The sequence below is a fragment of the Shewanella subflava genome, from assembly GCF_025971955.1.
GTDB classification, from domain to species: Bacteria; Pseudomonadota; Gammaproteobacteria; order Enterobacterales; family Shewanellaceae; genus Shewanella; species Shewanella subflava.
This window is the reverse complement of record NZ_JAPDMX010000003.1, coordinates 348,463-372,836: the sequence shown is the minus strand read 5'-3', so window position 1 is coordinate 372,836 and position 24,374 is coordinate 348,463. Positions and strand designations below refer to the sequence as shown.

19 protein-coding genes are annotated in these 24,374 nt (G+C 41.9%); 10 read left to right on the top strand and 9 right to left on the bottom strand.

Annotated elements, in window-relative coordinates; genetic code table 11:
* Positions 1 to 36 precede the first annotated feature (36 nt).
* Positions 37 to 273 carry a cytochrome c3 family protein gene (locus OHT75_RS03795; RefSeq protein ID WP_264725111.1) on the bottom strand — a complete coding sequence of 79 codons (237 nt, stop codon included), beginning with the start codon at positions 271 to 273 and terminating at the stop codon, positions 37 to 39.
* Between the two features lie 231 nt (positions 274 to 504).
* Positions 505 to 1,197: a 16S rRNA pseudouridine(516) synthase RsuA gene (gene rsuA / locus OHT75_RS03790; RefSeq protein WP_264725110.1), complete on the bottom strand. Its 693-nt coding sequence runs from the start codon at positions 1,195 to 1,197 to the stop codon at positions 505 to 507.
* A 749-nt stretch (positions 1,198 to 1,946) separates the two neighbouring features.
* Here rsuA and OHT75_RS03785 point away from each other — a divergent pair.
* From OHT75_RS03785 to OHT75_RS03770, 4 genes are all read left to right on the top strand, one after another.
* Positions 1,947 to 4,043, top strand: a complete 2,097-nt coding sequence (locus OHT75_RS03785) for a M13 family metallopeptidase (RefSeq protein WP_264725109.1) — start codon at positions 1,947 to 1,949, stop codon at positions 4,041 to 4,043.
* Between the two features lie 140 nt (positions 4,044 to 4,183).
* The gene (locus OHT75_RS03780; protein WP_264725108.1) at positions 4,184 to 4,981 is read left to right on the top strand and encodes a RelA/SpoT domain-containing protein; all 798 of its coding nucleotides are present in this window, start codon (positions 4,184 to 4,186) and stop codon (positions 4,979 to 4,981) included.
* 210 nt (positions 4,982 to 5,191) lie between these two features.
* Positions 5,192 to 5,593 carry an SMI1/KNR4 family protein gene (locus OHT75_RS03775; protein WP_188840384.1) on the top strand — a complete coding sequence of 134 codons (402 nt, stop codon included), beginning with the start codon at positions 5,192 to 5,194 and terminating at the stop codon, positions 5,591 to 5,593.
* A 31-nt stretch (positions 5,594 to 5,624) separates the two neighbouring features.
* Positions 5,625 to 6,125: a DUF4447 family protein gene (locus OHT75_RS03770; protein ID WP_264725107.1), complete on the top strand. Its 501-nt coding sequence runs from the start codon at positions 5,625 to 5,627 to the stop codon at positions 6,123 to 6,125.
* 75 nt (positions 6,126 to 6,200) lie between these two features.
* Here the strand turns inward: OHT75_RS03770 and OHT75_RS03765 are convergent, their stop codons facing one another.
* Positions 6,201 to 6,839, bottom strand: a complete 639-nt coding sequence (locus OHT75_RS03765; RefSeq protein ID WP_264725106.1) for a glutathione S-transferase family protein — start codon at positions 6,837 to 6,839, stop codon at positions 6,201 to 6,203.
* Between the two features lie 102 nt (positions 6,840 to 6,941).
* A complete protein-coding gene (locus OHT75_RS03760; RefSeq protein WP_264725105.1) occupies positions 6,942 to 9,530 on the bottom strand; it encodes a TonB-dependent receptor plug domain-containing protein in 2,589 nt (862 codons plus the stop codon).
* Between the two features lie 303 nt (positions 9,531 to 9,833).
* Between OHT75_RS03760 and OHT75_RS03755 the strand changes: the two genes are divergently transcribed.
* The 3 genes from OHT75_RS03755 (at position 9,834) to OHT75_RS03745 (ending at position 13,465) form a co-directional block, all read left to right on the top strand.
* Positions 9,834 to 11,045 (top strand): Nramp family divalent metal transporter, encoded by a 1,212-nt coding sequence (locus OHT75_RS03755; RefSeq protein WP_264725149.1) that lies wholly within the window; start codon positions 9,834 to 9,836, stop codon positions 11,043 to 11,045.
* Positions 11,046 to 11,137: 92 nt separating this feature from the next.
* Positions 11,138 to 11,602, top strand: a complete 465-nt coding sequence (locus OHT75_RS03750) for a YehS family protein (protein ID WP_264725103.1) — start codon at positions 11,138 to 11,140, stop codon at positions 11,600 to 11,602.
* A gap of 174 nt (positions 11,603 to 11,776) precedes the next feature.
* Complete coding sequence (locus OHT75_RS03745) at positions 11,777 to 13,465, top strand: NAD-dependent malic enzyme (RefSeq protein ID WP_264725102.1); 1,689 nt, start codon at positions 11,777 to 11,779, stop codon at positions 13,463 to 13,465.
* An 86-nt stretch (positions 13,466 to 13,551) separates the two neighbouring features.
* On the opposite strand, the gene OHT75_RS03740 is transcribed toward OHT75_RS03745, so the two are convergent.
* Entirely contained in the window at positions 13,552 to 13,980 is a 429-nt protein-coding gene (locus OHT75_RS03740) for a DUF3069 domain-containing protein (protein WP_264725100.1), read from the bottom strand.
* Positions 13,981 to 13,998: 18 nt separating this feature from the next.
* The gene (locus OHT75_RS03735) at positions 13,999 to 14,505 is read right to left on the bottom strand and encodes a phosphatase PAP2 family protein (protein WP_264725148.1); all 507 of its coding nucleotides are present in this window, start codon (positions 14,503 to 14,505) and stop codon (positions 13,999 to 14,001) included.
* Positions 14,506 to 14,797: 292 nt separating this feature from the next.
* On the opposite strand from OHT75_RS03735, the gene OHT75_RS03730 reads away from it, so the two are divergent.
* Together OHT75_RS03730 and queG are read left to right on the top strand one after the other, a co-directional pair.
* A complete protein-coding gene (locus tag OHT75_RS03730) occupies positions 14,798 to 16,708 on the top strand; it encodes a tetratricopeptide repeat-containing diguanylate cyclase (RefSeq protein ID WP_264725099.1) in 1,911 nt (636 codons plus the stop codon).
* Between the two features lie 83 nt (positions 16,709 to 16,791).
* The gene (gene queG / locus OHT75_RS03725) at positions 16,792 to 18,009 is read left to right on the top strand and encodes a tRNA epoxyqueuosine(34) reductase QueG (protein WP_406681958.1); all 1,218 of its coding nucleotides are present in this window, start codon (positions 16,792 to 16,794) and stop codon (positions 18,007 to 18,009) included.
* Positions 18,010 to 18,137: 128 nt separating this feature from the next.
* Here the strand turns inward: queG and metE are convergent, their stop codons facing one another.
* Positions 18,138 to 20,429 (bottom strand): 5-methyltetrahydropteroyltriglutamate--homocysteine S-methyltransferase, encoded by a 2,292-nt coding sequence (gene metE / locus OHT75_RS03720; protein ID WP_264725098.1) that lies wholly within the window; start codon positions 20,427 to 20,429, stop codon positions 18,138 to 18,140.
* 154 nt (positions 20,430 to 20,583) lie between these two features.
* Between metE and OHT75_RS03715 the strand changes: the two genes are divergently transcribed.
* Entirely contained in the window at positions 20,584 to 21,498 is a 915-nt protein-coding gene (locus tag OHT75_RS03715; protein ID WP_264725097.1) for a LysR family transcriptional regulator, read from the top strand.
* Here the strand turns inward: OHT75_RS03715 and OHT75_RS03710 are convergent.
* Positions 21,485 to 22,225 carry an HDOD domain-containing protein gene (locus tag OHT75_RS03710; RefSeq protein ID WP_264725096.1) on the bottom strand — a complete coding sequence of 247 codons (741 nt, stop codon included), beginning with the start codon at positions 22,223 to 22,225 and terminating at the stop codon, positions 21,485 to 21,487. The two genes, OHT75_RS03715 and OHT75_RS03710, sit on opposite strands and share 14 nt — an antisense overlap.
* A gap of 141 nt (positions 22,226 to 22,366) precedes the next feature.
* Positions 22,367 to 24,346: a TonB-dependent receptor gene (locus tag OHT75_RS03705; RefSeq protein WP_264725095.1), complete on the bottom strand. Its 1,980-nt coding sequence runs from the start codon at positions 24,344 to 24,346 to the stop codon at positions 22,367 to 22,369.
* Positions 24,347 to 24,374: the final 28 nt, after the last annotated feature.

Sequence of the window (24,374 nt, the reverse complement as noted above, 5' to 3'; positions counted from 1 at the left end):
CCTTTAATCATTGCTCACTAATAGCCGCAGAGGAAATTACTTTTTTTCCATCTCATGACAATCAGCACATTCAGTGATTGTCAGTTCAGGGCTATGCATTTCCATATCGATTTCGTGTGCATCACCAATTGCATGACAATCAGCACATACAGCTAAAGTCGCTTCGTTTTCAACGTGTGATGCCAGTTCAAAGCTTTCATGACACTCAACACAATCAACAGCAGCGGCTGAACCAGCAAAGAATAGTGCAGCAAATAAGATTGAATATTTCATATATACTCCTAAGTCATTTAGGCGCAGGTCAGTATTACGCGTTCCAAAGCTCAACCTTCACTGCACTCATTTAATCCATCTATTAACAACTATTTTAGCTTACAGATCAAAAAATAATATCAAAAACGCTAACAACATCAAAATTTTAAGTTTTATTTTGTAAATCCGAATTAATATTAACAATATCACAACACTATGTACAATTTATCATCAAACAAAAATAACTCAACATTAGATAATTGACTTAATTTCGGTTTGGGTTAAATAGCGCCATTCACCTGGCGCTAAGTCGGGATCTAGCTCGATCTCACCCACACATTCTCGATGTAAATTCACGACTTTATTCCCCACAGCGGCAAACATCCTTTTAACCTGATGGTATTTACCTTCACTAATGGTCAGTCGAGCATTGTGACTATCAATAATAGACAACAAAGCTGGTTTTGTTAAACCCTCTTCGTTACGTAACTCAATACCCTGAGCAAAAACAGGCACTAAGTCTTCAGAGATCGGATCGGCTAACTCCACCAGGTAACGCTTACCACAATCTTTTTTGGGCGAGGTTATTTTATGTGACCATTGACCATCACTGGTGATCAACACTAAACCAGTGGTATCGGCATCAAGTCGGCCAGCGATATGTAAGGTATCGACCTTCTCAATATCCATTAAGCTCAGTACTGAAGGGTACACTTCGTCAATGGTGGAACAGATGGTATCTACAGGTTTATGCATCATAATATAGCGTTCACCCACTAAAGAAATTACCTGCCCATCTAAACGCACTACTGTTTTGTCAGTTACCTTAAAACCGGGATCTTTGACCACCACCCCATCACAGCTCACATCGCTACGATGTAAGGCTTTTTTTGCCATTGAACGACTTAACTCAGTACTTTCACAAATAAACTTGTCTAAACGCACAATCAATACTCACGACTTTAATTTAACTCTATTATGAGGGCTTAAATAAAAAATTGAAATGATACCAATCAGCATAACGATGCAACCACTTTACAAAGTGTAGATTGACTATTAATACCAAGGGCGAGTTATCTTAGTTGATAAATTATGCAGTAGGCTATTTTTTCTGTCAGGCAATCACAAATGAACGCCGTTTAGCCCACTAAATAAGTGAATTTGCGGACATGGCTGGAAAATAGCCACGGCCCTTCGAGGTGAGTCAAAAAATGACTTTATACTGTGTTGGATAATCTTGACGTAGGGCAACTATGCCGGCAATTATCCGCCTCGCCTAACGTCATTTATCTCTCAACATCAAAGATAAACAAAGATAAACAAAGATAAACAAAGATAAACAAAGATAAACACCTTCTAGATCATTCGCTAACAGTTTCATCAAGTATCAAGCGCAATAAAGCATTTTAGATTATTCATATACTCTAGCTCGCAAACAAAATACTAAACGAACATTATTTTATACTGATAAGTAGACACTCTATTGATCGCACTTTTCGTTACACCTAGTGACAAAATAAACCGATAAAAAACCACAAACTCACTTGTGTTAACAGATGACAAGCCATTAACATGACCGTTACAAAAATAAAATTGTCATATTTCATTTAACTGAGTAACAAAATGAAAATTTGATAAAAAAATAAATCACCTCGCCTCCATTGATGGGCAACTTAAAATGCAAGGGAAATAACATGAAAAAACTGGTTATTGGTGGGCTATGCGCTTCACTAATCGCAGGCTTAAGCGCTTGTAATAATGATACAAAACCAACTACTGAAACAGTAACAACAGCTGAAGTAGCCAAAACCGCCACAGCCGTTGCAGTTGAAAAAGCACTCACATCAGGTATTACTTTCGACAACATGGATAAAAATGTCCGTCCTCAGGATGACTTTTATTTATATGTTAACGGCGGCTGGATGAATACCGCTGAAATCCCTGGCGATCGCACTAACATTGGCGCTTTTTATGACCTACGAGAAAATGCGCGTGACGACGTAAAAGCAATTATTGAAGACCTAAGTAAATCAGCCAATTTAGCCGAAGGCACAGATGAGCAAAAAGTAGCGGACCTTTATCGCTCGTTCATGGATGTAGAAACCTTGAATAAATTAGGTGTCACACCACTTCAAGCCACATTCGATAAAATCGCAGCATTAAAAGATAAAAATGAATTAGTGACTTTTTTTGGTGAAAACCAAGTTAATGGCGGCGGCACACCACTGGCGTTTTACATCAACGTTGATGCTAAAGACTCAACTCGTTATGCAACTCACATTTGGCAATACGGTTTAAGCCTACCTGAAAAAGATTATTACTTTAACGAAGGTGAGCGCTTCGTTAATATTCGTAAAGCCTTTGTTGAACACATTGAAAAGATGTTCACCTTAGCTGGATTGCCAAATGGTAAAGCTGCTGCGCAAACGGTATTAGCACTTGAAACAGCCATAGCTGAAAAACATTGGGATGTGGTTGAAACGCGAGACAGCACAAAAACCTACAACAAATATCAAGTCTCTGAGTTAGCAACATTAGCCCCAGATATTAACTGGAATGGTTACTTGGCCGCATTAGGTGGTGATAAGCAAGCTGATATTATCATTAACCAACCAAGCTATATTCAAGGTCTAAATGATGTGCTAAATACCAATGACCTAGCAACCTGGAAAACCTATATGACATGGCAAGCGCTGACCCACTCAGCAAGCAACTTGTCAGAAGCTTTAGACACTGAAAACTTCGAGTTTTTCTCAAAAACCTTAAACGGTCAAGCAGAGCAAGAACCACGTTGGAAGCGCGGTGTGACTGCAGTGAGCAACACCTTAGGTGAAGTGGTTGGTAAAGTGTATGTTAAACGTCACTTTGTACCAGAAGCGAAAGATCGTATGGAAGGTTTAGTTGAAAATCTTCGTAGCGCTTACGGCTCAAGTATCGATTCACTTGACTGGATGAGCGACAGCACCAAAGTTGCAGCAAAGGACAAACTGGCTAAATTCAACCCGAAAATTGGTTATCCAAAAAAATGGGCAGATTACAGCAAGCTATCAATCAAAGCTGATGATTTAGTTGGTAATGCGACACGTGCAGCAGTGGTTGAACATAACCGTAATGTGGCAAAGTTAGGCCAGCCTATCGATAAAGATGAGTGGCACATGACGCCTCAAACGGTTAACGCTTATTACAATCCAACAATGAACGAAATTGTATTTCCTGCTGCAATTTTACAACCACCATTCTTTAACTTAGAAGCGGATGATGCCGTTAACTACGGTGGTATTGGTGCGGTTATTGGTCATGAAATGGGTCACGGTTTTGACGACCAAGGCGCTAAATTTGATGGCGAAGGTAACATGCGCGATTGGTGGACAGAAGCTGATTTAAAAGCGTTTGAATCAAAAGGCAAAGCACTTGTTGCACAATATGATGGCTACCAAGTATTTGATGATTTGCACGTAAATGGTGAGCTCACTTTAGGTGAAAACATCGGTGACTTATCCGGTGTGACCATTGCGTATAAAGCTTACAAAATGTCATTAAATGGTAAAGAAGCCCCAGTAATCGATGGCCTAACTGGCGATCAACGTTTCTTTATGGGATTCAGCCAAATTTGGCGTGTAAAAATGAAAGAAGAAGCCATGCGTAACCGCGTAGCCACTGATCCTCATTCACCAGGCCACTTCCGTGCACTTGGCGCGTTATCTAATATGCCAGAGTTCTATCAAACCTATGATGTGAAAGAAGGCGATAAAATGTATATCGCACCTGAATCTCGCGTTAAAATTTGGTAAGCCTTCACTTATAGATCACCAAGGGCGCCATAGGCGCCCTTTCCTTTATGCTTTAACACCAAATAGAAAGACTTATTCAGTATAGGTACAGCTTAGTTAAGTTAAAGTCTCTTTAGACTAACAGCTAGGAGAATTTAGCATTGAATAAACTCTTTCGTACTCTGTTCATCTTTTTAATTTTATTAACGACCCGTCAGGTTACAGCCCAAGTGCTGGTGTCTGTTAATGGGCCTACAGATAAAGCGCCATATAGTGTAAATCTTACGGGCACCACCTCTAGTGCCCAGAGTGCATTAGATAATCTGTACGCCATTCCCGATTACCAAGCATATGTACCAATGCAGCAATCTGCTGACTTAAATCAATTAATGCGACAAGCTGAATATGCACAGCAGGAATTAAGTCAGCTTTTATCGGCAATCAGCTATAACGCCCAAGTGGATATGCTACTGCCGCTAACCAAAAGTTATGACCGTGCGTTACAAAAAGTGAATAATAAGTTTGATGGCGATGCCCGCTTAATTACCGATCTTGCCCGTGGCAGCATAGTTGCTAACGATGTCGATAGCCTCATGGCGAGTTATCAAATGTTGCATGAAAACAGTGAAATCATTCAAATTAAAAACCGATTTGCCAATCCAAAAGCCTCAGGTTACCGCGATTTGAATGTACTGGTTAAACTGCCACAAAGTCAGATGATTGTTGAAGTTCAATTACATTTACAAACCATTGCCGCAATTAAAAGTGGTCAAGATCATCTAGATTACGAGCAAATTCAGCGCATTGAAAACAGAGCGAATCAACAGCATCGCGCCCTAGGCGAACTTGAGATGCAGAGAATCACTCAAATCCGTCAACAATCGCATAAGCAATATCACAAAGCTTGGTTAGGCTACAAACGTCAGGCAATAACCGCTGGCGTTCAACAAGCGGCCTGATGACACCGACTTTCCACCCACCCTTTGCGCTCCTATGAGCGCATTTTTTTGTATAAAGCATTCAAAAACCACATCCAAGTCATCGCTGATAAAACCATGATGTTACCTATTGTGAGTCTGTATAAAAACCTCAGTGCTGATTACAGGATTATTTCTGTTATAATCTCGCCCAATATCGCATTGATTACCATTGCGACTTAAGGATCCCCAATGCACGAAATTATTGACCAGCTACAAGAGTTAAGTGAAACCGTTCCCGTTCCGCTAGAGTTGCCTACGTTTGAGCAGCTTGTTGAAGTGGAAGAACAGATTTTAATCGGCTTGCCTGCTGAATTAAAGGAGTATTTACTCCATGCCAGCAATGTGATTTATAGCGCTTATGAACCCGTGACCGCAGCAGATCCTTACTCGCATACTTTTTTGCCCGAAGTCGCCAGCTATGCGTGGTCGATTGGACTACCAAGAGAGCAAATTCCAATTTGCCAAGTCGGTGATAGTTTTTACTGCATTGAAGAGAATGGTCAGGTGCAATTTTGGCAAGACGGTGACTTTACCGATGAAGTCTGGGAATCATTTTGGGATTGGGTTGACGACGTCTGGCTTGCTCAGTAACTTGTTTTGCGAATTTTTTGTAGGAAATATCATGTCTAAAGAATCAGGCTTAAATGCCATTGAAATGTTGTGTTTACGCCAATCATTTGGATTAAGCGTTGAGCAAGTTGCCCTTATCACCAAAACCACAGCTGAGGCAGTTACAGCTTGGGAAGCGGGCGAAATATCTGCACCTGTACCTGCGCAAAAAAAGCTCCTCGAAATAGATGATATTATTGAAATGCAGGTACTTAACACAACTGATGGAATTGAAGAGCTATTTAAAAAAGAGCCTAAGCGCCGTTTAGCGTTTGTGGTTTATCCAACCCAAGCGCTTTATAACCAATATAATCCTGAGTTTTTAAGCTCTTTACCATTAACTGAGTTATATAACACTGCAGCTTGGCGTATCAAAAAAGAATGTAAGTTAGTGCTTGAAGTGGATGTAAGTTTAATTGCATTAGATGCCGAAGCTTATAAAGCTTATCGTGCAGACAATGGCATGAGCGAAAGTCGTGAAAGCCGCGCTAAATGGGCCGCAACTCAGCTTTAATCAGCTAAAACCTTGTTTACCAAAACGACAAAAGGGAAGCATTTGCTTCCCTTTTCGATTATTTAATTCAGATAATTATTCAGCTTGCGCAGCTTTAGCGATGGCTTCTGTTTTTTCTAATACCGCCACCAATGCTGGACGCGTTTGTACTCGCGCTAGATATGCACCCAGTTTCGGTGGGATAGTTTGTTTAAACGCGGTCGCCCACATTAATGTTTGTGTTAATAATACATCGGCAACGGTAAATTGCTCACCGAGTAAATAACCTGACTCAGGCACCCAAGATTCAGCGATCTTTGCCGCCCGATCAAATTCAAATGTGGCTACAGGCAGCATGGTGGTTAGTCGCTGCTCCTCTGGTAAAGCAAAGCGATGCTTACCCATACTCCATAATGCTTGTTCAAGCTCACAGATAACAAAGCTGACCCACTCTTCATGTTTCGCCGATTGCACAGTACCTGGTTGAGGTAAAAATTGTCCTTTACCATATTTTTCAGCTAAATAGCGTAAAATAGCCGCCGATTCAGTTAACACTAAATCGCCATCTTCAATCACTGGCATTTTGCCACTGGGATTTAACGCAAGAAAAGCCTTACTGCGGTTATCCCCTTTTGCAAAATTTATGAATCTAAATTGCCAATCAACGTTTAACTCTTCAAGTAACCATGAAACCCGTAATGCACGACTGCGTGGTGTGCCATGTAAAGTGATCATATCACGTCCTTTAGAATGTCGGTCCCGTTTGAAAGACCATTAAAAAGCGGCCGAAGCCGCTTTGTTTTTAGCCTGCAAATACTTTACAGGTATTAGGCTAGATTAAAAACGATAGCTTGCTTTAGCATACCATAGAGCGCCAATGGCGCTATGAGTGCCTTGATCGTAACCCATAAAATCAGCACCACTAAAAGGTGGTTCTTCATTTAAGATGTTATTAGCACCTAAGGTTAAATTCCAGTGATCAAAACCGATATAGGACACATTCATGTCTAGGGTGATCATAGAATCAATAGTCCCTTCAGCACCTGCATCGATATTATCTTGATACTCACCAATATAGTTGAGTCGGGCACTGGCTTGCCATACATCTACGCCCCAATCCATCGCCGCTGTCCAGCGGTAATCTGGGTGTTGATATTCACCAGCGAGTTCGCGCTTAGTACCATCCTCACGTACTTGATCAAAGCTATTCACCCAAGTGAGGTTATAGCTAAAGCCAAAGTCACCTGCACTTGCGGTGGAGAATTTGTACGCCATATCAAAATCAACACCATCGGTAGTTTGACTGCCTAAGTTGCCAAATTGGTCATAAATTTCAATAATTCGCCCAGGTACGCCACCCGCTGAAGGCTCACGCTTAACCACGGCAGGATCATCACCTTGCGTGTTAACAAGATACTGGGTATCAGAAGTGATCAAACCATCTTGATCGTAATTCCAATAATCAATCCCCACACTGAGTTCATCAGTCATTTGCCATACACCGCCTAGGTTATACGACGTTGACTCCTCAGGTTGTAAATTAGGGTTACCAGAGAAAATAACGGTACGTTCTTGCGCGGTACAATCTTCAGGTAAATTGGTTTGCGGACAACGAACCGTATCGACTATGCCGGGTGACTCCTGTGAAGGGCCAAGTCCTAACTGTACTAATGATGGTGCACGGAATGCTTCACCCCAGCTAGCGCGAATAGTCACATTATCAAGCGGTGTATAACGTAAAGCGACTTTAGGGTTAGTCGTATCACCAAAGTCACTGTAATCTTCATAACGCACAGCTAATTGCGCTTCTAATTGCTCAAATAATGGTACGGCAAACTCTACAAATAATGATTTTTGATCGCGCTCGCCACTGGCTTCTGTTGCTTCGGTACCAAAAATTTCACCACGCTTAAATAATTCATCAGGATTATCTGATAACTTTTCCTCGCGGTATTCAAAACCGACCGCCATTGACACCGCTCCCGCTGGCATGGCAAAGACTTCACCCGCGATTTTACCGTCTACCGCATTGGTGGTTGATTTACCGTTACGCGTCGTATTCACACTAATTTGATCAATAACATCCCCCATTTGTGTGGTAGCTAATGGGTTAAATGCACCTGAATTAATGGCTTCTTGTAGACGCGGAGTCCATACAAAACCTTGCTCACCATACTCATGATTGCGGTTGTAAGAATATGTATAGGCTACCTCCCATTCCCAGTCAGACAAGAAACCATTTAGCCCCATCACAACACGCGCACTATCAGACTCAGATGACTTCTGACGTGGTCCCGTTTCGGTTAAACGACGACGCATAGTAAGGTCTTCACCTGCAAATGGATTAGTTGCAGCTCCGCTAGTAAATAGCGGGTTACTATTAAGCATATAGAACTCGCCGAATGACGGACTCGCAGCACCTTTAATGACACTTTCATTATGCTGATACATCATTTCAGCAAACAGTTTTAATTCATCATTAAACTCATAATCTTGGAATACAGATAAACCTATACGGCTTGATTCTGGAGTAGAGGTCATCACTGGGGCGTAATCGTAACGGCAATAAGCACCTTTGATATCAGCTGCAGGGCAATTCACATCAGGGGTCCAAGAGAATTGGTCCGACTTAGGTGTAATAGAGCCATCCGCGCCAATGGTAGCAGGGATATATGAGCCTGGATTACCTGCTGATGAACGAAAATCGGCACCACCGTTAGCGGTTTGGTTTGCCGATTTAGAGTAATCACGATCGCCAAATAAAGTTTCACGCTCTTTGAAATAATCAAAAATGACTGTGGTAGATGCTTTGCCGTCAGCGGCATCGGTACCAAAAAGAATCGAGCCTGATTGCTGGCCACCGCCATCTTCAACGGTTTCGGCAACCTTGCCATTCACTTCAAAACCTTCAAAATCTTTCTTCAAAATGATGTTGATAACACCCGCAATTGCGTCTGAACCATAAGTTGCAGAGGCGCCATCTTTCACAATATCAATACGCTTAACTGCTGAAATTGGGATTGAGTTAATATCCACGAAGGCGGTATCGATAGACTTCGCAAATGATGACACCGCAATGCGGCGACCGTTTAACAGCACTAATGTCGAGTCAGCGCCTAAACCACGAAGTGAAACTGCAGCACCACCGTTAGCGGTATCATCAGAGTTGTTACCTTGAGTCGAAAACGTACCGCTGCCCGATACGGGTAATTTACTCAATAATTGAGAAATATCCTGTGCGCCGCTTTTAGCGATATCTTCCGCCGTGAGAACGGTCATTGGCGAAGCACCTTCCATATCAGTCCGCTTGATATGGGTTCCTGTAACTTCAATTCTTTCGACTTCTTCAGCTGATATGGCTTGAGGGGCTAAGATAAACGAGATAGCAACAGCACACGCGCTGCGCAATAGTTGAGGTCTTTTCATGATCTTCCTTAATTTAATTTGGCATTTTTATTTTTATTTCAATTACCTGACTCCACTTTCAGATAATGGCTTGAAGGTAATTACAAGCCTAAACTAAATTAGAGCCTTATTATAAAAAGTCAATCATCAAAAGCATTAAATGTTACTATTTTGTAGCAAGCAAGTATTTTACTTACCAACATCTTATGGCAATCTAACCCCATAAAATAAAAGCAAAATACCCAATAAAAAATGAACAAAAATACAGTACAAACGCCAACAGCTTTAACAAAAACCACCAACACAACAAAACTGTTACATTTAATGTCTGGGCTTGGGCCAGGTATTTTGATGGCAGCAGCCGCGATTGGAGCATCTCATTTAGTCGCCGCAACCCGTGCAGGAGCGGAGTTCGGCTGGCAATTAGCCTGGCTAGTATTGGCAGTTAATCTACTCAAGTATCCTTTTTTTGCTGCTGGAGCGCGTTATACCGCAGCTACCGGCGAAAGTTTACTGCATGGATATTTGCGTCAAGGAAAGGGGTATCTGGCTTTATTTACGGGCTTGAATGTCATTGCGGCAATTGCAAGTACCGCAGGGGTTTGTATGTTAACCGCAGCCATGTTGACGCAATTTATTCCCCTTTCAATTGATACTCTGGCCTTTTTGGTATTGGTTAGCTCACTTCTGTTATTAATATTAGGCCATTACAAATGGTTAGATGGTGTGACTAAAGTCATCATGCTTATTCTAACGCTCACCACTTTAATCGCCGTTTCATTGGCGTTAACTAACCAATGGGGGCAAGCGACTCCGACTTCAGCAGTAGATGCCTGGCAATGGGCGAATGTGGGATTTCTGGTAGCTATGATGGGCTGGATGCCAGCGCCAATTGAAGTAAGCGCTTGGAATTCTTTATGGTTGCTAGAAAAGCAAAAAACGCAATCGGTTAGCCCAGAGCAGGCATTGTTTGATTTTAATTTAGGTTATCTCACCACCGCGATACTCGCAGTGGTATTTTTAGCGTTAGGCGCGCTGGTGATGCACAGTTCTGGAGAACAGTTTTCTGATTCTGGCGCGCAATTTGCCAATCAATTGATCCGTTTATACAGTCAGGTTATGGGCGAAGAAACACGCTACTTAATTGGTATGGTGGCTTTTTTATGTATCTTCAGCACCACTGTCACTGTTATAGATGGTTATAGCCGCACCCTGAATATGGGCTGGCAGCTATTGGTTAAACAGCCAGATAACCCATATAGACTCAATCTAATTATGCTAACAGTCAGTGTGCTGGGTTTAGGGCTCATCTTGTTTTTTAAAGGTGCATTGCTGCCTTTATTAGAGTTTGTGATGATTCTGGCGTTTATGACCACGATTATTTTTGCAGGACTAAACTTTAAACTGATGATTTCGACACATTTACCCGAAGCGCAACGGTACGGTAGCCAAATGCGTATTTTGTCATGGATAGGATTAATCTACTTAATCAGTTTCGCTTTGGTGTTTGTATACTGGTATAGCACTAAAAATTAGCATAATACATGAGCAAGCTGAGTAAATTACGATATACTGTAACGGCAAATGAGTGCATCCACATAACTCGCGCAGCCGCGCCAGAGAGAACTATGATAAACAACGATATTCTTCGCCGTATTCGATTCATCTTCGACTTGTCAAATGCTCAAGTCAGCAGTATTTTTGCAAAAGCCAATGCCGAGGTCGCCACCGATAAAGTGATTGCGATACTTAAAAAAGAAGAAGAGGAAGGATATCAAGCCATTAACGACACATTAATGTGTCAATTTTTAGATGGTTTTATCATCCATCACCGTGGTTTACAAGAAGGCGCTGAGGTACCTAAGCCCGTTAAAAACTTGACCAATAACCTCATGTTCAAAAAATTACGCGTAGCATTGACCTTACGTGAAGAAGATATTCTCGCGATGTTAGCCTTAGCTGATTTCAACCTGTCGAAGTCTGAATTAGGTGCACTATTTCGTAATCCTGATCATAAAAACTACAAAGCTTGTGGTGATCAAGTATTGAGAAACTTCCTGAAGGGGTTGTCAATCAAACATCGCGGTAAATAGATTTCCCCCCAAATGCACAGCCTAAGCTGTGCATTTTTGTCTTTTGAATTAAATTCAAACAATCTGCTATCAAAAAAATGTGAAATTCATCACTTAACAGACCACAACAAATGCGAGTCATGTTAATCTACTCTTCTATTGAACCTATCAAACAACTCACAATAAAGGTTACCCATGGACGATACTAAACGCCCCCTCTATCTTCCTTTTGCTGGCCCAGCCATTTTAGAATCTCCATTGCTAAATAAAGGCACTGCGTTTACAGAAGATGAACGAATTTCGTTTAACCTTGAAGGCTTGTTACCTTGGGTAATTGAAACCATTGACGAACAAGTCGCCCGCGCATACCAGCAATTCACTAATTTTACCAATGACTTAGATAAACACATTTATCTACGTAATATTCAAGATACCAACGAAACACTGTTTTACTCATTGGTGCGTAATAACATCAGTGAAATGATGCCTATCATTTACACGCCTACTGTTGGTTTAGCGTGTGAACGCTTTTCAAAAAATTATCGTCGTAATCGTGGCTTATTTATTTCTTATCCTAATAAAGACCGCATCGATGACATTTTAAATAACTCAACCCGTCACAAAGTTAAAGTGATTGTGGTCACTGATGGTGAGCGAATTTTAGGCTTAGGTGATCAGGGTATTGGTGGCATGGGTATTCCGATTGGAAAACTGTCACTTTATACTAGCTGTGGTGGGATCAGTCCGGCCTATTGTCTTGCGGTAACCTTAGATGTCGGCACCGATAATCCACAATTACTCGAAGACCCTATGTATATGGGTTGGCGACATCAACGTATTGGCGGTGATGAATATAAAGAGTTTGTTGAAGCCTTCATGCAAGCAGTTAGTCGTAGATGGCCTGATGCATTGATTCAATTTGAAGATTTTGCTCAAAAAAATGCCATGCCACTGCTTGAGCGATACAAGGACCAATATTGTTGTTTTAACGATGATATTCAAGGCACTGCAGCCGTAACGGTTGGCTCTTTATTGGCCGCCAGTAAAGCCGCTAATACTCAATTAAGCCAACAACGCATTGTATTTTTAGGTGCAGGTAGCGCAGGTTGCGGTATTGCCGAAGCGATTATTGCCCAAATGGTGTCTGAAGGTATCTCCGATCAGCAAGCACGCTCTCAAGTCTTTATGGTCGACCGTTGGGGCTTATTGCTCAACAACATGCCTAACCTACTCCCTTTTCAAACTAATTTAGCACAAAAGATAGATACCGTTGAAAAGTGGGATAATTATAGCGATAACGTATCATTGTTAAATGTTGTCAATAACGCCAAACCTACGGTATTAATTGGCGTGTCAGGTGCTCCAGGCCTATTTACAGAAGACATTATTAAAGCAATGCACAGCCATTGCCCGCGTCCGATTGTTTTCCCCTTATCAAACCCAACCAGCCGAGTTGAAGCCACGCCAAAAGACATTTTGCATTGGACATCGGGTCAAGCACTTGTTGCCACTGGCAGTCCATTTGAACCTGTGGTGGTTAATGGTGAAACATTTGAGATAGCCCAATGTAACAACAGTTTCATCTTCCCAGGAATTGGTTTGGGCGTGTTATCTTGCGGTGCAACTCGGGTATCAGATGAAATGCTGATGGCCTCTAGCCGTGCCTTATCTGAGTGTTCACCACTGGGGACAACGGGTGAAGGTTCATTACTACCTAAACTAGAAGATATTCATAAAGTCAGTAAATACATTGCATTTGCGGTGGCCAAAGTGGCCATTGAGCAAGGTTTAGCTTTGCCTTGTACCGATGAACTATTGCAGCAAGCCATTGATAATAACTTCTGGCAGCCTGAATATCGTCGTTACCGCCGCACAGCATTCTAATGTCGATGTTTAAATCACCATAAATAAAAATCCCAGCCATTAATGACTGGGATTTTTATTTATACCAACGAATCAATAGCAGGCGCTTATTCAGCCATCACCTTTTTGAAGCTATTAAGCATAACTCTATCGGTGCGGGCTTTTTTCAGTTTACGCAAACATTCTTTTAATGATTGCTCAGCTAAACGACCGAATACGCCATCATATTCTTTGTCGTTCATTTCTGCTTCAGTATCATTGCTATCTGCAATTTCTTGGGCAACACGACTCAGTTGCATCCATGCATTGGCAATATAAAAACCATGAAACTCAGCCTGAGTCATCAGTTTTTGTGCACTAGCGGGCAGTTTGTTCCATGCTTGGTCAAATGCTTGAGCCTTATCAGCAATCAGTTCTTCAAACATGCCTTCGTAAGCTTCATTTAAACTATCAGGGAGTTGATCCATTGGCAGTACTTTATTTACTACGTTATAACACACTGTTTTTGCCGTTTCTTTATAGGTTTGCTCAACCATGATTACACCTTCTTTCAATTAAAAACGCCCGCTAATAAACACCCCATACGTGCCATTATTCGCTAGGGGGATAATACTAATATCTTCATAAGGATCGGTAAAATACCAGCCTGCAAGCATACCAATTGCAGCCCCAGCCAACACATCTTCAATGTGATGTTTATCACTTGCTACCCGAGTGTAAGCCACATAAGATGCGGCAATATAAGATGGTACGCCGTATTCCCAACCATAACGTTGATTAATAAAAGTGGCTGCCGCAAAACTATCCGCAGTATGGCCTGACGGGAAGGAATCATTACCACTGCCATCGGGCCTTTGTTTATCAACGCCCCACTTTAATGCCTCAACCACCAGTCGGCTAGACACACCAGCTTTCACCAATTGCCATGTCCCTTGATAATCATCCTCTACAGTCAAAGCAGCTGCAAGTGCTGCAGCAGGCAAAGCGATGTGAAGCGCATCACCCGACGTTTCAAGGTTTCCCTTAGCCTGCCCTGAAAATGAAGCTAAACACAAAGTCATCAACACAAAGCGCACAACAATCGTAAAATTCATAACCGTATTCTTTTAGGTGCAAGTAAGATAATCGCGACGTTATACGCGCCAAAGCGGTAAATTGCAAACAGACCTATCTTCTCCAGACCACAGGACGGTGCCAATACCTAGTAGGCGGCACTGCAAAGGTAGTGTTTATGTTAAATTTGTTAAACTAAAGGTCACCAGTTACAATTGGTTAATTGAGCATTAAATATGTTTGAATAATATTGATCGTTTTCGAATAATAAAAATAAAAATCATTAAGTGGACAATAATATTGAATAAACGACTGTGTATTTTGTTTAGCATTCACCTGCTATTACTAGTAACTGCTATTTTATCCCAACATGCAAAGGCTGAATTTTACGAAAATGCCCGTGCAGACCAGATTTATCAAAAATTTGAGCACGTTGATTACACAGAAGAACAAGTAAATGCGTTATTAGCAGAATACAAAAGTATTATTGCCAATGATGATGATGTCCGCCAAAAATTATTAGTCCGCTTAACCTGCTGGAATCAACCGTCAGCCACTCAAGAAGAACTGACCAAAGCCATTCAGTACGCTGAAGCACAGCTGCTGATTTACGCCGAACCTTATCCGTCTGAAATTAATACCGACTTACTGCTGTGTTTAGGGTATTACAAACAATATGCTGGCCAAATAGATGGCGCACTTAAAGACTTATCTACAGCAATCAGTAACGCATACCAACTTGAAAGCCCAAGATTGATTGCTGATGGGCGCAGTATTCGTGGTGATATCCAATCCTATAAAGGTGATTATGCTTCCGCCTTAGAAGATTTGATCACGGCACAGCACCTCTATGAAAAACTCAACATTACCTACTGGGCAAATGATAATTTAAATAATTTAGCCACAAGTTATCGACGATTTGGTGACCCTGAAACGGCTATAAAATACCAAATAAAGCTCGAGCAAACCTACCTAGACTCGGGGTTATTAATTGAGGCTGACAACGTTAATGTACAGATTGCTTTTTCGCTAGAAGAGCTCGGGCGAATAGATGAGTCCACCGAGCGCTTTTATAAGTCGCTTGAATTTTGGCGCTCACAAAAAGATAACAATGCTGTCGCGAGCACCAAAGTGAACATTGCTGGCAACTATATAAAACAGGGTGAAATAGACAAAGCATTAACGCTTTTACAGCAAGCTGAACCTGATATTCCAGTGGAGTATGAAGGCCAACATAGCTTTATGAGCTTATACTTTTCCAAAGCATACTTAGCTAAAAATGAGCTAGATAAAGCGCTTGAGTATAGTCAAATTGCGTCTATTGATTTCAAACGCGGTGCCAATCGACGCGGTGAAAGCCAAAATTTGCAACTGCAAAGTCAAATTTATTTTGCAAAAGGCGATTTTGAAAATGCCTATAAAAGTTTAAGTGCTTTTTTAGAAATACACCTTTGGTTAGACAAGCAAATTATGACGGACCGAAATGCCGAAATGCAAACCCGATTTAATACCGATAAAATATTGGATGAAAATGAGAATTTATTAAAAGTCAGTACAGATAAAGAGTTGCAATTGCAAATAATGCAACGAAACGAAAATTTGCAGATAATCATTATTATTCTGGTCGCCATTATTTTAATCATAGTGTCAGTTTTTGCTTATAATCAGCTAAAACGTAAACGTAAATACCAAAACTTAGCCCTCACGGATGAGTTAACTCGCCTCTCTAATCGCCGCGCCATTTATAATTTAAGCGAAAACTTCATCAAACAGGCAACACTCTCTCGCCAGCCATTTTCGATTATCCTATTTGATGCAGATCACTTCAAACAAGTGAATGACAAATTTGGTCATGATGTTGGCGATAAAGTATTAATGAAACTGGCATCATTAACCATGGGAATGATGCGTGAAAGTGATGTTGTGGGTCGTGTCGGCGGTGAAGAGTTCTTAATTCTACTACCCAATATTTCACATAATACTGCAATGGACATCGCTCAGCGTTTAGTGGATTGTATTGCCAACTATGATTGGAGTCATATTGCACCCAGCTTGGAACAAACCGTGAGCGCAGGAGTAGCAAGCCTTGAAGATGAAACAGAATTATCGCCATTGTTATTAAAAGCCGATAGCGCACTTTATAACGCTAAATCTGCTGGAAGAAATTGCGTTAAAAGTGTTAAAAGCCCCTCTGCCAATAATGAGGGCTGATTTTGATGCAAAATGAAAATAACGATAGTCACTTACAGATAGCGTATAATCAGAGGAAAACTCAATCAAACTGAACCAAAACCATGTCTGACACGCCAGCCTATTCGGCCCCCAAAATGCCACACTCAGCATTGAGCGCAAACCAACTTGCCAAGCTTGCGCAACACATTAAGCAATGGGGCAAAGAATTGGGGTTTGCACATATTGGCATTACCGATGCCGACCTTTCTGAACATGAAAGCGAACTTCAAACTTGGTTGGACAAAGGCTATCACGGTGACATGGCGTACATGGCTAATCACGGTATGATGCGCGCGAGACCTGCAGAACTTCACCCTGGTTGTATTAGGGTTATCAGTGCTCGCATGGATTACTTACCTCCCGATGCGGGCTTTGCCAGTAACTTAACCGATCCGAATTTAGGCTATATCTCTCGTTACGCTGGCGGTCGGGATTACCATAAACTGATGCGTCAACGTCTCAAAAAGCTCGGTGATAAAATCGATGCTCACTGTAAAGCACTTGATGTTAATGACACAGACTTTCGCCCTTTTGTTGACTCTGCGCCGATATTAGAGCGCCCACTTGCCGCAAAAGCTGGACTAGGCTGGACCGGTAAACACTCTTTGGTTTTGCATCCTGACGCGGGTAGTTGGTTTTTTTTAGGGGAGTTGTTAATCAACCTGCCATTACCGACAGATATCCCGATAGCCGAGGGATGTAACACCTGCGTAGCCTGCATTAAGTCATGCCCTACAGATGCTATCGTCGCGCCGTACGTCGTTGATGCTAGACGATGTATTTCCTATCTAACCATTGAGCTGCAAACCACCATTCCTGAAGAATTTCGCCCATTAATGGGTAATCGTATTTACGGCTGTGATGATTGCCAACTTGTTTGCCCGGTCAATGCCAAAGCCCCCTTAACTGAAGAAACTGATTTTCATACTCGGCCAACATTACTTCAACCCGATTTACTTAGCCTGTTTGCATGGTCAGAAAAAACCTTCTTAAGCCTCACAGAAGGCAGTGCTATTCGCCGAATTGGCCACAAGCAGTGGCTGCGAAACATTGCCGTTGCATTAGGCAATGCCCCCGCCAATGTGAATATCATTGAAGCGTTACAACAAAAAGCACTTGAAGCCGACATAGGGGAGTTGGTCTTAGAACACATTGAATGGGCAATTGTGCAACAGCAAGCCAAACTCGCGGCGCAAGACGTCTCGCCTATAGAGTCTGTTAGCCGTAAAACCCAGCGGGTTATTCGCAGTATTGAAAAAGGCTTACCGCGCGATGCGTAAGCCTTTGGCAAAGCTCAAGTATCACTTGAGTTAATCCGCTATTGAACGTACTTCAGGCAGAGCCTAATTGCTGATAACCACCTAGTGAAGTAGGTGGTTTAGGGCTGAAAACAAAAAATCAGATCATATTAATACTGACGACGTAATATTTTAGTCGCTTCAACAAGATTTCTCAGTGCAGGTTCAACTTCATCCCAGGTGCGAGTTTTTAAGCCGCAATCGGGATTCACCCACAACTGCTTAACTGGAATTTTAGCTGCCGCTTTAGTCATTAACTCCACTATCTCTTCAACCGATGGGGTGTTAGGTGAATGAATATCATACACCCCTGGCCCAATATCATTTGGATAAGCGAAACTTTCAAATGCATTTAACAGCTCCATATGCGAACGGGATGTTTCGATGGTAATCACATCTGCATCCATGGCCGCTATCGCTTCAATGGTGTCGTTAAACTCGCTGTAACACATATGGGTATGAATTTGTGTTTGGTCTTCAACACCTGCAGCGGAGAGTTTAAATGCATTCACTGCCCAGTTTAAATATGTTTGCCATTCAGTTTGTTTTATCGGCAAGCCCTCTCTAAACGCGGGCTCATCAATTTGAATAATCCCAATACCTGCTTGCTCTAAATCAACCACTTCATCACGAATCGCCAATGCGATTTGATTCGCAATCGTTTCTCGGCTGATATCTTCACGGGCGAACGACCAATGCAAGATAGTCACAGGCCCAGTTAACATGCCCTTCACCGGCTTTTCAGTCAAACTTTGAGCATAGGTAGCCCATTCAACTGTCATGGCATTTGGACGGCTGACATCGCCATAAATTAATGGTGGTTTAACACAGCGAGACCCGTAACTCTGTACCCAACCGAATTGGGTAAACCCAACGCCATTCAGATATTCGGCAAAATATTCCACCATGTCATTACGTTCAGCTTCACCATGCACTAACACATCAATGCCAAGCTTTAATTGGCGCTCGATAGTGTCTTTGGTCACCCATTGTAGTTGGCTTTGATATTGTTCATCACTCACCTCTCCCTTACGCCAACGGCTGCGGAGTCCTCGAATTGCAGGTGTCTGTGGGAAAGAGCCAATAGTTGTTGTAGGTAATAACGGTAATTTTAGTTTTTGATGTTGCGCAAATATTCTGCTTGAAAACTCACTATTACGCTCAAAATCGTTCGCTTTCAGTCTGGCGACACGATCAATAACTTGCTGATCTGCATGAGCGGCTTTCGCTGCACGGCGAGACTGGCAGCGATCAATAATCAACTGTTTAGCCTGTAGATCAGCACGACTCAATAAAACGTGTAAATCCGTTAGCTCAAAAAGCTTTTGCTTGGCAAACGCTAGCTGCCCCTGTAGCTCGGGAATCAATTGCTGTTCGCTGTCTAAATCTACCGGAGAATGCAGTAATGAACATGACGGCGCAATCCATAACCTATCCCCTAAATCGCTAGCCACAGCTTGGATTTGTTCAGCTATCAAATCCACATCTGCCGCCCACACATTGCGACCATTAATCACCCCTAACGACAATACTTGATCAGCAGATAATGTGGCTAAAAATAACGCCAGATGGTTTTTATCACTGATTAAATCAAGGTGAAGTCCCTCAACCGGCAACGCACTAACCAAAGCATGATGATGGGCAATAGAACCATAGTAGCTGGCCAATAATAGGCTTACTGATTGTGGTTTATGTTGTGCCAAAAACTGATAACTATGACGTATAGCCTCTTGCCAATCCCCTGATAAATCTGCAGCTAGAACCGGTTCATCTAACTGCACCCAAGTAACACCCTGTTCAGCAAAGCGCGTTAGGATCTGTTGATATGCTTCTAGCAATTGCGGCAATAAACTTAGCTTGTCAAATTCACCGATCGTTTTCGATAAATATAAATAAGTAACTGGCCCTATTAATACCGGCTTAGCTTGATAGCCAAATGATTGCGCCTGAGTCACCTCATCAAAAATTTGCGTGTAGGCAATGTTAAATTGCTGGTCTTGGCTAAGCTCAGGGACTTGATAGTGATAATTGGTATTAAAAAATTTGGTCATTTCAGCTGCGCAGGCATGCTGGCCACTTGGTGCTCTTCCACGAGCGACACGAAATAATGTATCCAAATCAATTGGGCTTTCATTACCTTGACTATCTAAAGCTCGATGACGCTTAGGTATGGCATTTAATGTCGCACTTAGGGTAAGCACATGATCATAATAAGCAAAATCCCCCACAGGGACTAATTCAACCCCAGCCTGAGATTGCCAATCCCAATGCAACTTTTTTAGCTCATCGGCAACTTGAACTAATTGACTTTGATTAATTTCACCACGCCAATACTTCTCTAAAGCAAATTTAAGTTCACGTTGACGACCAATGCGAGGGAAACCGAGATTTGTAATTTTCATACTACTTTCCTTGTTGATAAGCTAATTGTTGTTACCTTAATGTAAAAAAACCACACAGGCGTCTGGACGTCTAGAAGTTTATTGTGCTAACCTGCAGCCAAGCAATCGAATTGATTTCATCGGTAAGTTGAGTAAGTTTCATGTGGAGTGAGTAATGATAGAACTTAGACACCTTCGCACCTTAATGGCGTTAAAGGAAAGTGGCAGCTTAGCAGGAGCGGCTAAGAAACGCTTTGTAACCCAATCGGCGCTTTCTCATCAAATTAAGGAATTAGAAACCCGAATTAACTCCGCTATTTTTGTGCGTAAAAGTAAGCCGTTAACCTTCACCCATGAAGGTGCCCGTTTACTTAATCTTGCAGAAGAAATTCTGCCAAAGGTGATTGCCACCGAATCAGACTTAAAACGTGGCTTAGAAGGTGAGAATCAACAACTAAAATTAGGCATTGAATGTCACAGTTGTTTTAGATGGTTAATGCCCGTTATTGAAGCGTTTAAGCTGCAAGCGCCCGATGCTCAAATTGATATTTCAAGCCGTCATCTTTTCGACTCGTTAAATGCGCTTGAAACGGGGGGGTTAGACATAGTGTTAACATCAGATCCGGTACCAGGGCATACATTGGCCTATCAACATCTTTTTGATTTTGAAGTAAAACTGGTTGTTGCCAACGATAACGTCTTGGCAGGGCAGGCATTTATTACTCCAGCAAATCTTGCCAAGCAGACGCTATTAACTTACCCAGTGCCACTGACTCGCCTAGATATTTACAAACACTTTTTAGAACCCGCTGGCATTGAAATCGGTGAGCAAAAACAATGCGATTTAACCTCAATGCTGCTTCAACGCGTTGCGTGTAATGATGGGGTAGCCGCGCTACCGACTTGGTCGATCAAAGAAAGCCAAGGCTTGAATCTTACCTCTGTAAAATTAGGCGCTGAAGGGTTAAAACGTCCACTATTTGGTGCATACAGGCGTGATGCCACTAATGCTAACTTAATTCAAAAATGGTTAGAATTAGTGGCCGAAGAAGGGTTACATCTACAAAGGGTTCCATCTACAAAGGGTTAATCAATAAACCACGTTTTGACAACACACGACGTAAAAGAAGCCCTGCTGAGTCAGGGTTTGTCGTTTGCTGTAGGTTGTGGGCAATCAAGAATTCATTGCGTAAATCGTCATCTAGCCCTAATGATTCAAATGCTTCAATAGAGAGTGTCTGCTGATGACTATCAATCAAACTTTTTATAACCTTCAGCGAGATAGGCCTTTCTTGCTCACTGTTTAAATAAGCAAATGCCGTCAAGGTAATCACTTGCCCAAACACACTAAATAAAGCTAAGGTTTGCATTTCATCGGCATCAATTTTTAAACCGTTACCTTTGTCAGTTTCTTCTCTTAATAATGTGACAGAATCAACGGCAATGACTTCATTAAGCTTCCAATAACCTTTTACCAACTTTTTGTAAGGCTCATTGAGCTCATCTAAACGCTCTTTTAGATAAAATGAAAAAGCATAACGGTAGATATTCACCTGACCTAAACGGATCAGGGCATCTTTTATACTGCGATTTTTTGTCGATACCAGACCAGCTGAAACAGCGGTATTACTGCGTAACAGTAAGTGGGCAGCCAACGCGGGGTCTTCTGACACAATATCAATAATAACCTTAATATTAGCCTCATTGATTAATGCTTTTTTTAACGGCACAAGAATGCCGCGACGCCCGATCACCTGTTCTTCATTACGAATAATCGCACTGACTTGAGTTAACACCCTTTGCTCAAGATTTGTCATAAGCCACTGTCACCTTAATTATTTATTCATATTTTGGCTGTTGGCAAAACAATATCATAAAAAAGCCAACAAAAAACTTGTTGGCTTAATAAAGTATAGTCGCTTTCTACATTAACAATAACTGTATTTTAAAAGTCGCACTTAAAAACGATATCCAGCCGTTAAACGAATATTACGCCCATCACCTGGATAATAGCCACTGCCCCATGCAGAATAGTAACCCGCGCTAACATAGTCTTCATCTAGCAAGTTATCAAGGCGTAAACTTGCTGACCACTGGGATTGCGTATAGTTAAGGGCAATATTGGTCAATACATAGCTATCTAATTTAGCATCAGCATTGGCATTATCACCTTCCATAAAGCGCTCGCCGGTATAAATACCTTCCGCAAACAATTGCCAGTTTTCAGCAAAATCATAACTGATATAACCGCGGCCACTGTGCTTAGCCACCCATGAAAGCGCCTTGCCGTCATTCAAGCCTTCGGTAAATTCAGCATCAATATAGTCATAAGACAAACCGACTAACCAGTTGGGAGTAATCTGTACATCATAGCTTGGGCTAATGCCATAGCGACGCGAAGCATCCGCATTGACGTTAGCACCATTAAAGCTACCGCCAATCGGTTTAGGGGCGCTTGGATCCCAAATAATTTCATCTTCTAAATCAAGTTGAAATATATTTAGCTTAAAGCTGTGGATGTCGTTGATATAATCCCAGCCAGCCTCGTACGAACGGCCAACTTGTGGTTTTAAGCCTACCGTACCTGGAGAGGTATAAGCTTGCTCGTCAACTTTTGCGAAACGGAAGTTATCATCGGCACGAACATATAAACGATGGGCATGATTTGGACGATAATTTAGGCCCAGCTCAAATGCATTTTCATCTTGATCTAAATCGATCCCGTTAGGGTAGATATTGCCATCCACTAACTCATCTTCCGCTTTGGCATAACGACCACCCACCACATACGATAACGACGTGGTTAAAGGCACGCTGGCCTGAATATACGCGCTGCTTTGCGTTTGTTGATTACTTCTTCCCCAACTAAAAGTCGACTCACCAAGATTATAATCGATACCTGTGATAATCTTCAGCTCACCATTGTTTACTTGATAATTGGCTACCGCTTTTGGCGAAATCGACAATAGCGTGCGCTCATTACGACCATAACCGCCCCATTGAAAACTGGTATTGTTACTGTCGCTGTAACTCACATCTGCGCCGAGTAACCAAGTATCTGCAATTTGATAATGATAGCCGCTGCGTAACGCGGTGGTCATTTCATGGATAGAATCCCCTTTATTCCAAGGATTGGATTGACGTGGGTTCTGTTGCAACTGCTCCTTTGATAAGGAACCCGGTGTTTTGCGATCATTATCAAAATAGTTTGCTTCAACATAAAAATCTTCAACGTGAGTCTTATATTGCAAACGGCCTAAAACAGAGCTGGTTTTATTGTCATTATCATCACGGTAGTTGTCAGACTCGTTATAATTCCCCGCGAGGTAATATTGCCAGGTATCATTAATCGCCCCAGACACATCCCCTTTCGCTTCAAAGGTATCAAAGCTTCCACCTGACAATGCCAGACCACCGCCTGTGCTAGTAGGGCTTTTGGTAATAATGTTAATGACGCCCCCCACCGCTTGATCGCCGTATAACACCCCAGAGCTGCCCGATAAAATTTCAACGCGCTCAATTTGATTTAGTGAAATGGCACTGATGCTTGGCGCAGCAATGTCAATGTTATTCAATCTGCGTCCATCCACCAAAATAAGGGTATTATTTGCTGCTTGTGATGCACTAAAGCCACGCATTGAGAATACAGGACCAGTATTGTTATTTGAAATTTGAATACCGCTTTGTCCACGGAGTAGATCGCCTAAGTTGGTGGCTCCACTCATTTGAATTTCAGCGGCACCAATTACATTAACATTGGCGGCAATATTCAATGGTGAATCAACACTGCGGCCTATCACGACCATGGTATCTTCTGATTGAGACTTGGCATCATTGACGTTTGTTGGCGCATCTGCGGCAAACGTAAGTAAAGAAAGACTGGAAAGTCCGAGAATAGCGCTTAATGACAAGGCTAATTTTGTTGGATTAATACCCATTTACCTTTAACTCCTAAAAGGGAAAATG

Coding starts and splice junctions, on each gene's coding strand:
- OHT75_RS03770 (WP_264725107.1), top strand. CDS start 5,625: ATGTCTAAAGAATCAGGCTTAAATGCCATTGAAATGTTGTGTTTACGC.
- OHT75_RS03775 (WP_188840384.1), top strand. CDS start 5,192: ATGCACGAAATTATTGACCAGCTACAAGAGTTAAGTGAAACCGTTCCC.
- OHT75_RS03765 (WP_264725106.1), bottom strand. CDS start 6,839: ATGATCACTTTACATGGCACACCACGCAGTCGTGCATTACGGGTTTCA.
- OHT75_RS03750 (WP_264725103.1), top strand. CDS start 11,138: ATGATAAACAACGATATTCTTCGCCGTATTCGATTCATCTTCGACTTG.
- OHT75_RS03760 (WP_264725105.1), bottom strand. CDS start 9,530: ATGAAAAGACCTCAACTATTGCGCAGCGCGTGTGCTGTTGCTATCTCG.
- OHT75_RS03795 (WP_264725111.1), bottom strand. CDS start 273: ATGAAATATTCAATCTTATTTGCTGCACTATTCTTTGCTGGTTCAGCC.
- OHT75_RS03755 (WP_264725149.1), top strand. CDS start 9,834: ATGTCTGGGCTTGGGCCAGGTATTTTGATGGCAGCAGCCGCGATTGGA.
- OHT75_RS03785 (WP_264725109.1), top strand. CDS start 1,947: ATGAAAAAACTGGTTATTGGTGGGCTATGCGCTTCACTAATCGCAGGC.
- metE (WP_264725098.1), bottom strand. CDS start 20,429: ATGAAAATTACAAATCTCGGTTTCCCTCGCATTGGTCGTCAACGTGAA.
- OHT75_RS03740 (WP_264725100.1), bottom strand. CDS start 13,980: ATGGTTGAGCAAACCTATAAAGAAACGGCAAAAACAGTGTGTTATAAC.
- OHT75_RS03735 (WP_264725148.1), bottom strand. CDS start 14,505: ATGACTTTGTGTTTAGCTTCATTTTCAGGGCAGGCTAAGGGAAACCTT.
- OHT75_RS03745 (WP_264725102.1), top strand. CDS start 11,777: ATGGACGATACTAAACGCCCCCTCTATCTTCCTTTTGCTGGCCCAGCC.
- OHT75_RS03705 (WP_264725095.1), bottom strand. CDS start 24,346: ATGGGTATTAATCCAACAAAATTAGCCTTGTCATTAAGCGCTATTCTC.
- OHT75_RS03710 (WP_264725096.1), bottom strand. CDS start 22,225: ATGACAAATCTTGAGCAAAGGGTGTTAACTCAAGTCAGTGCGATTATT.
- queG (WP_406681958.1), top strand. CDS start 16,792: ATGTCTGACACGCCAGCCTATTCGGCCCCCAAAATGCCACACTCAGCA.
- OHT75_RS03715 (WP_264725097.1), top strand. CDS start 20,584: ATGATAGAACTTAGACACCTTCGCACCTTAATGGCGTTAAAGGAAAGT.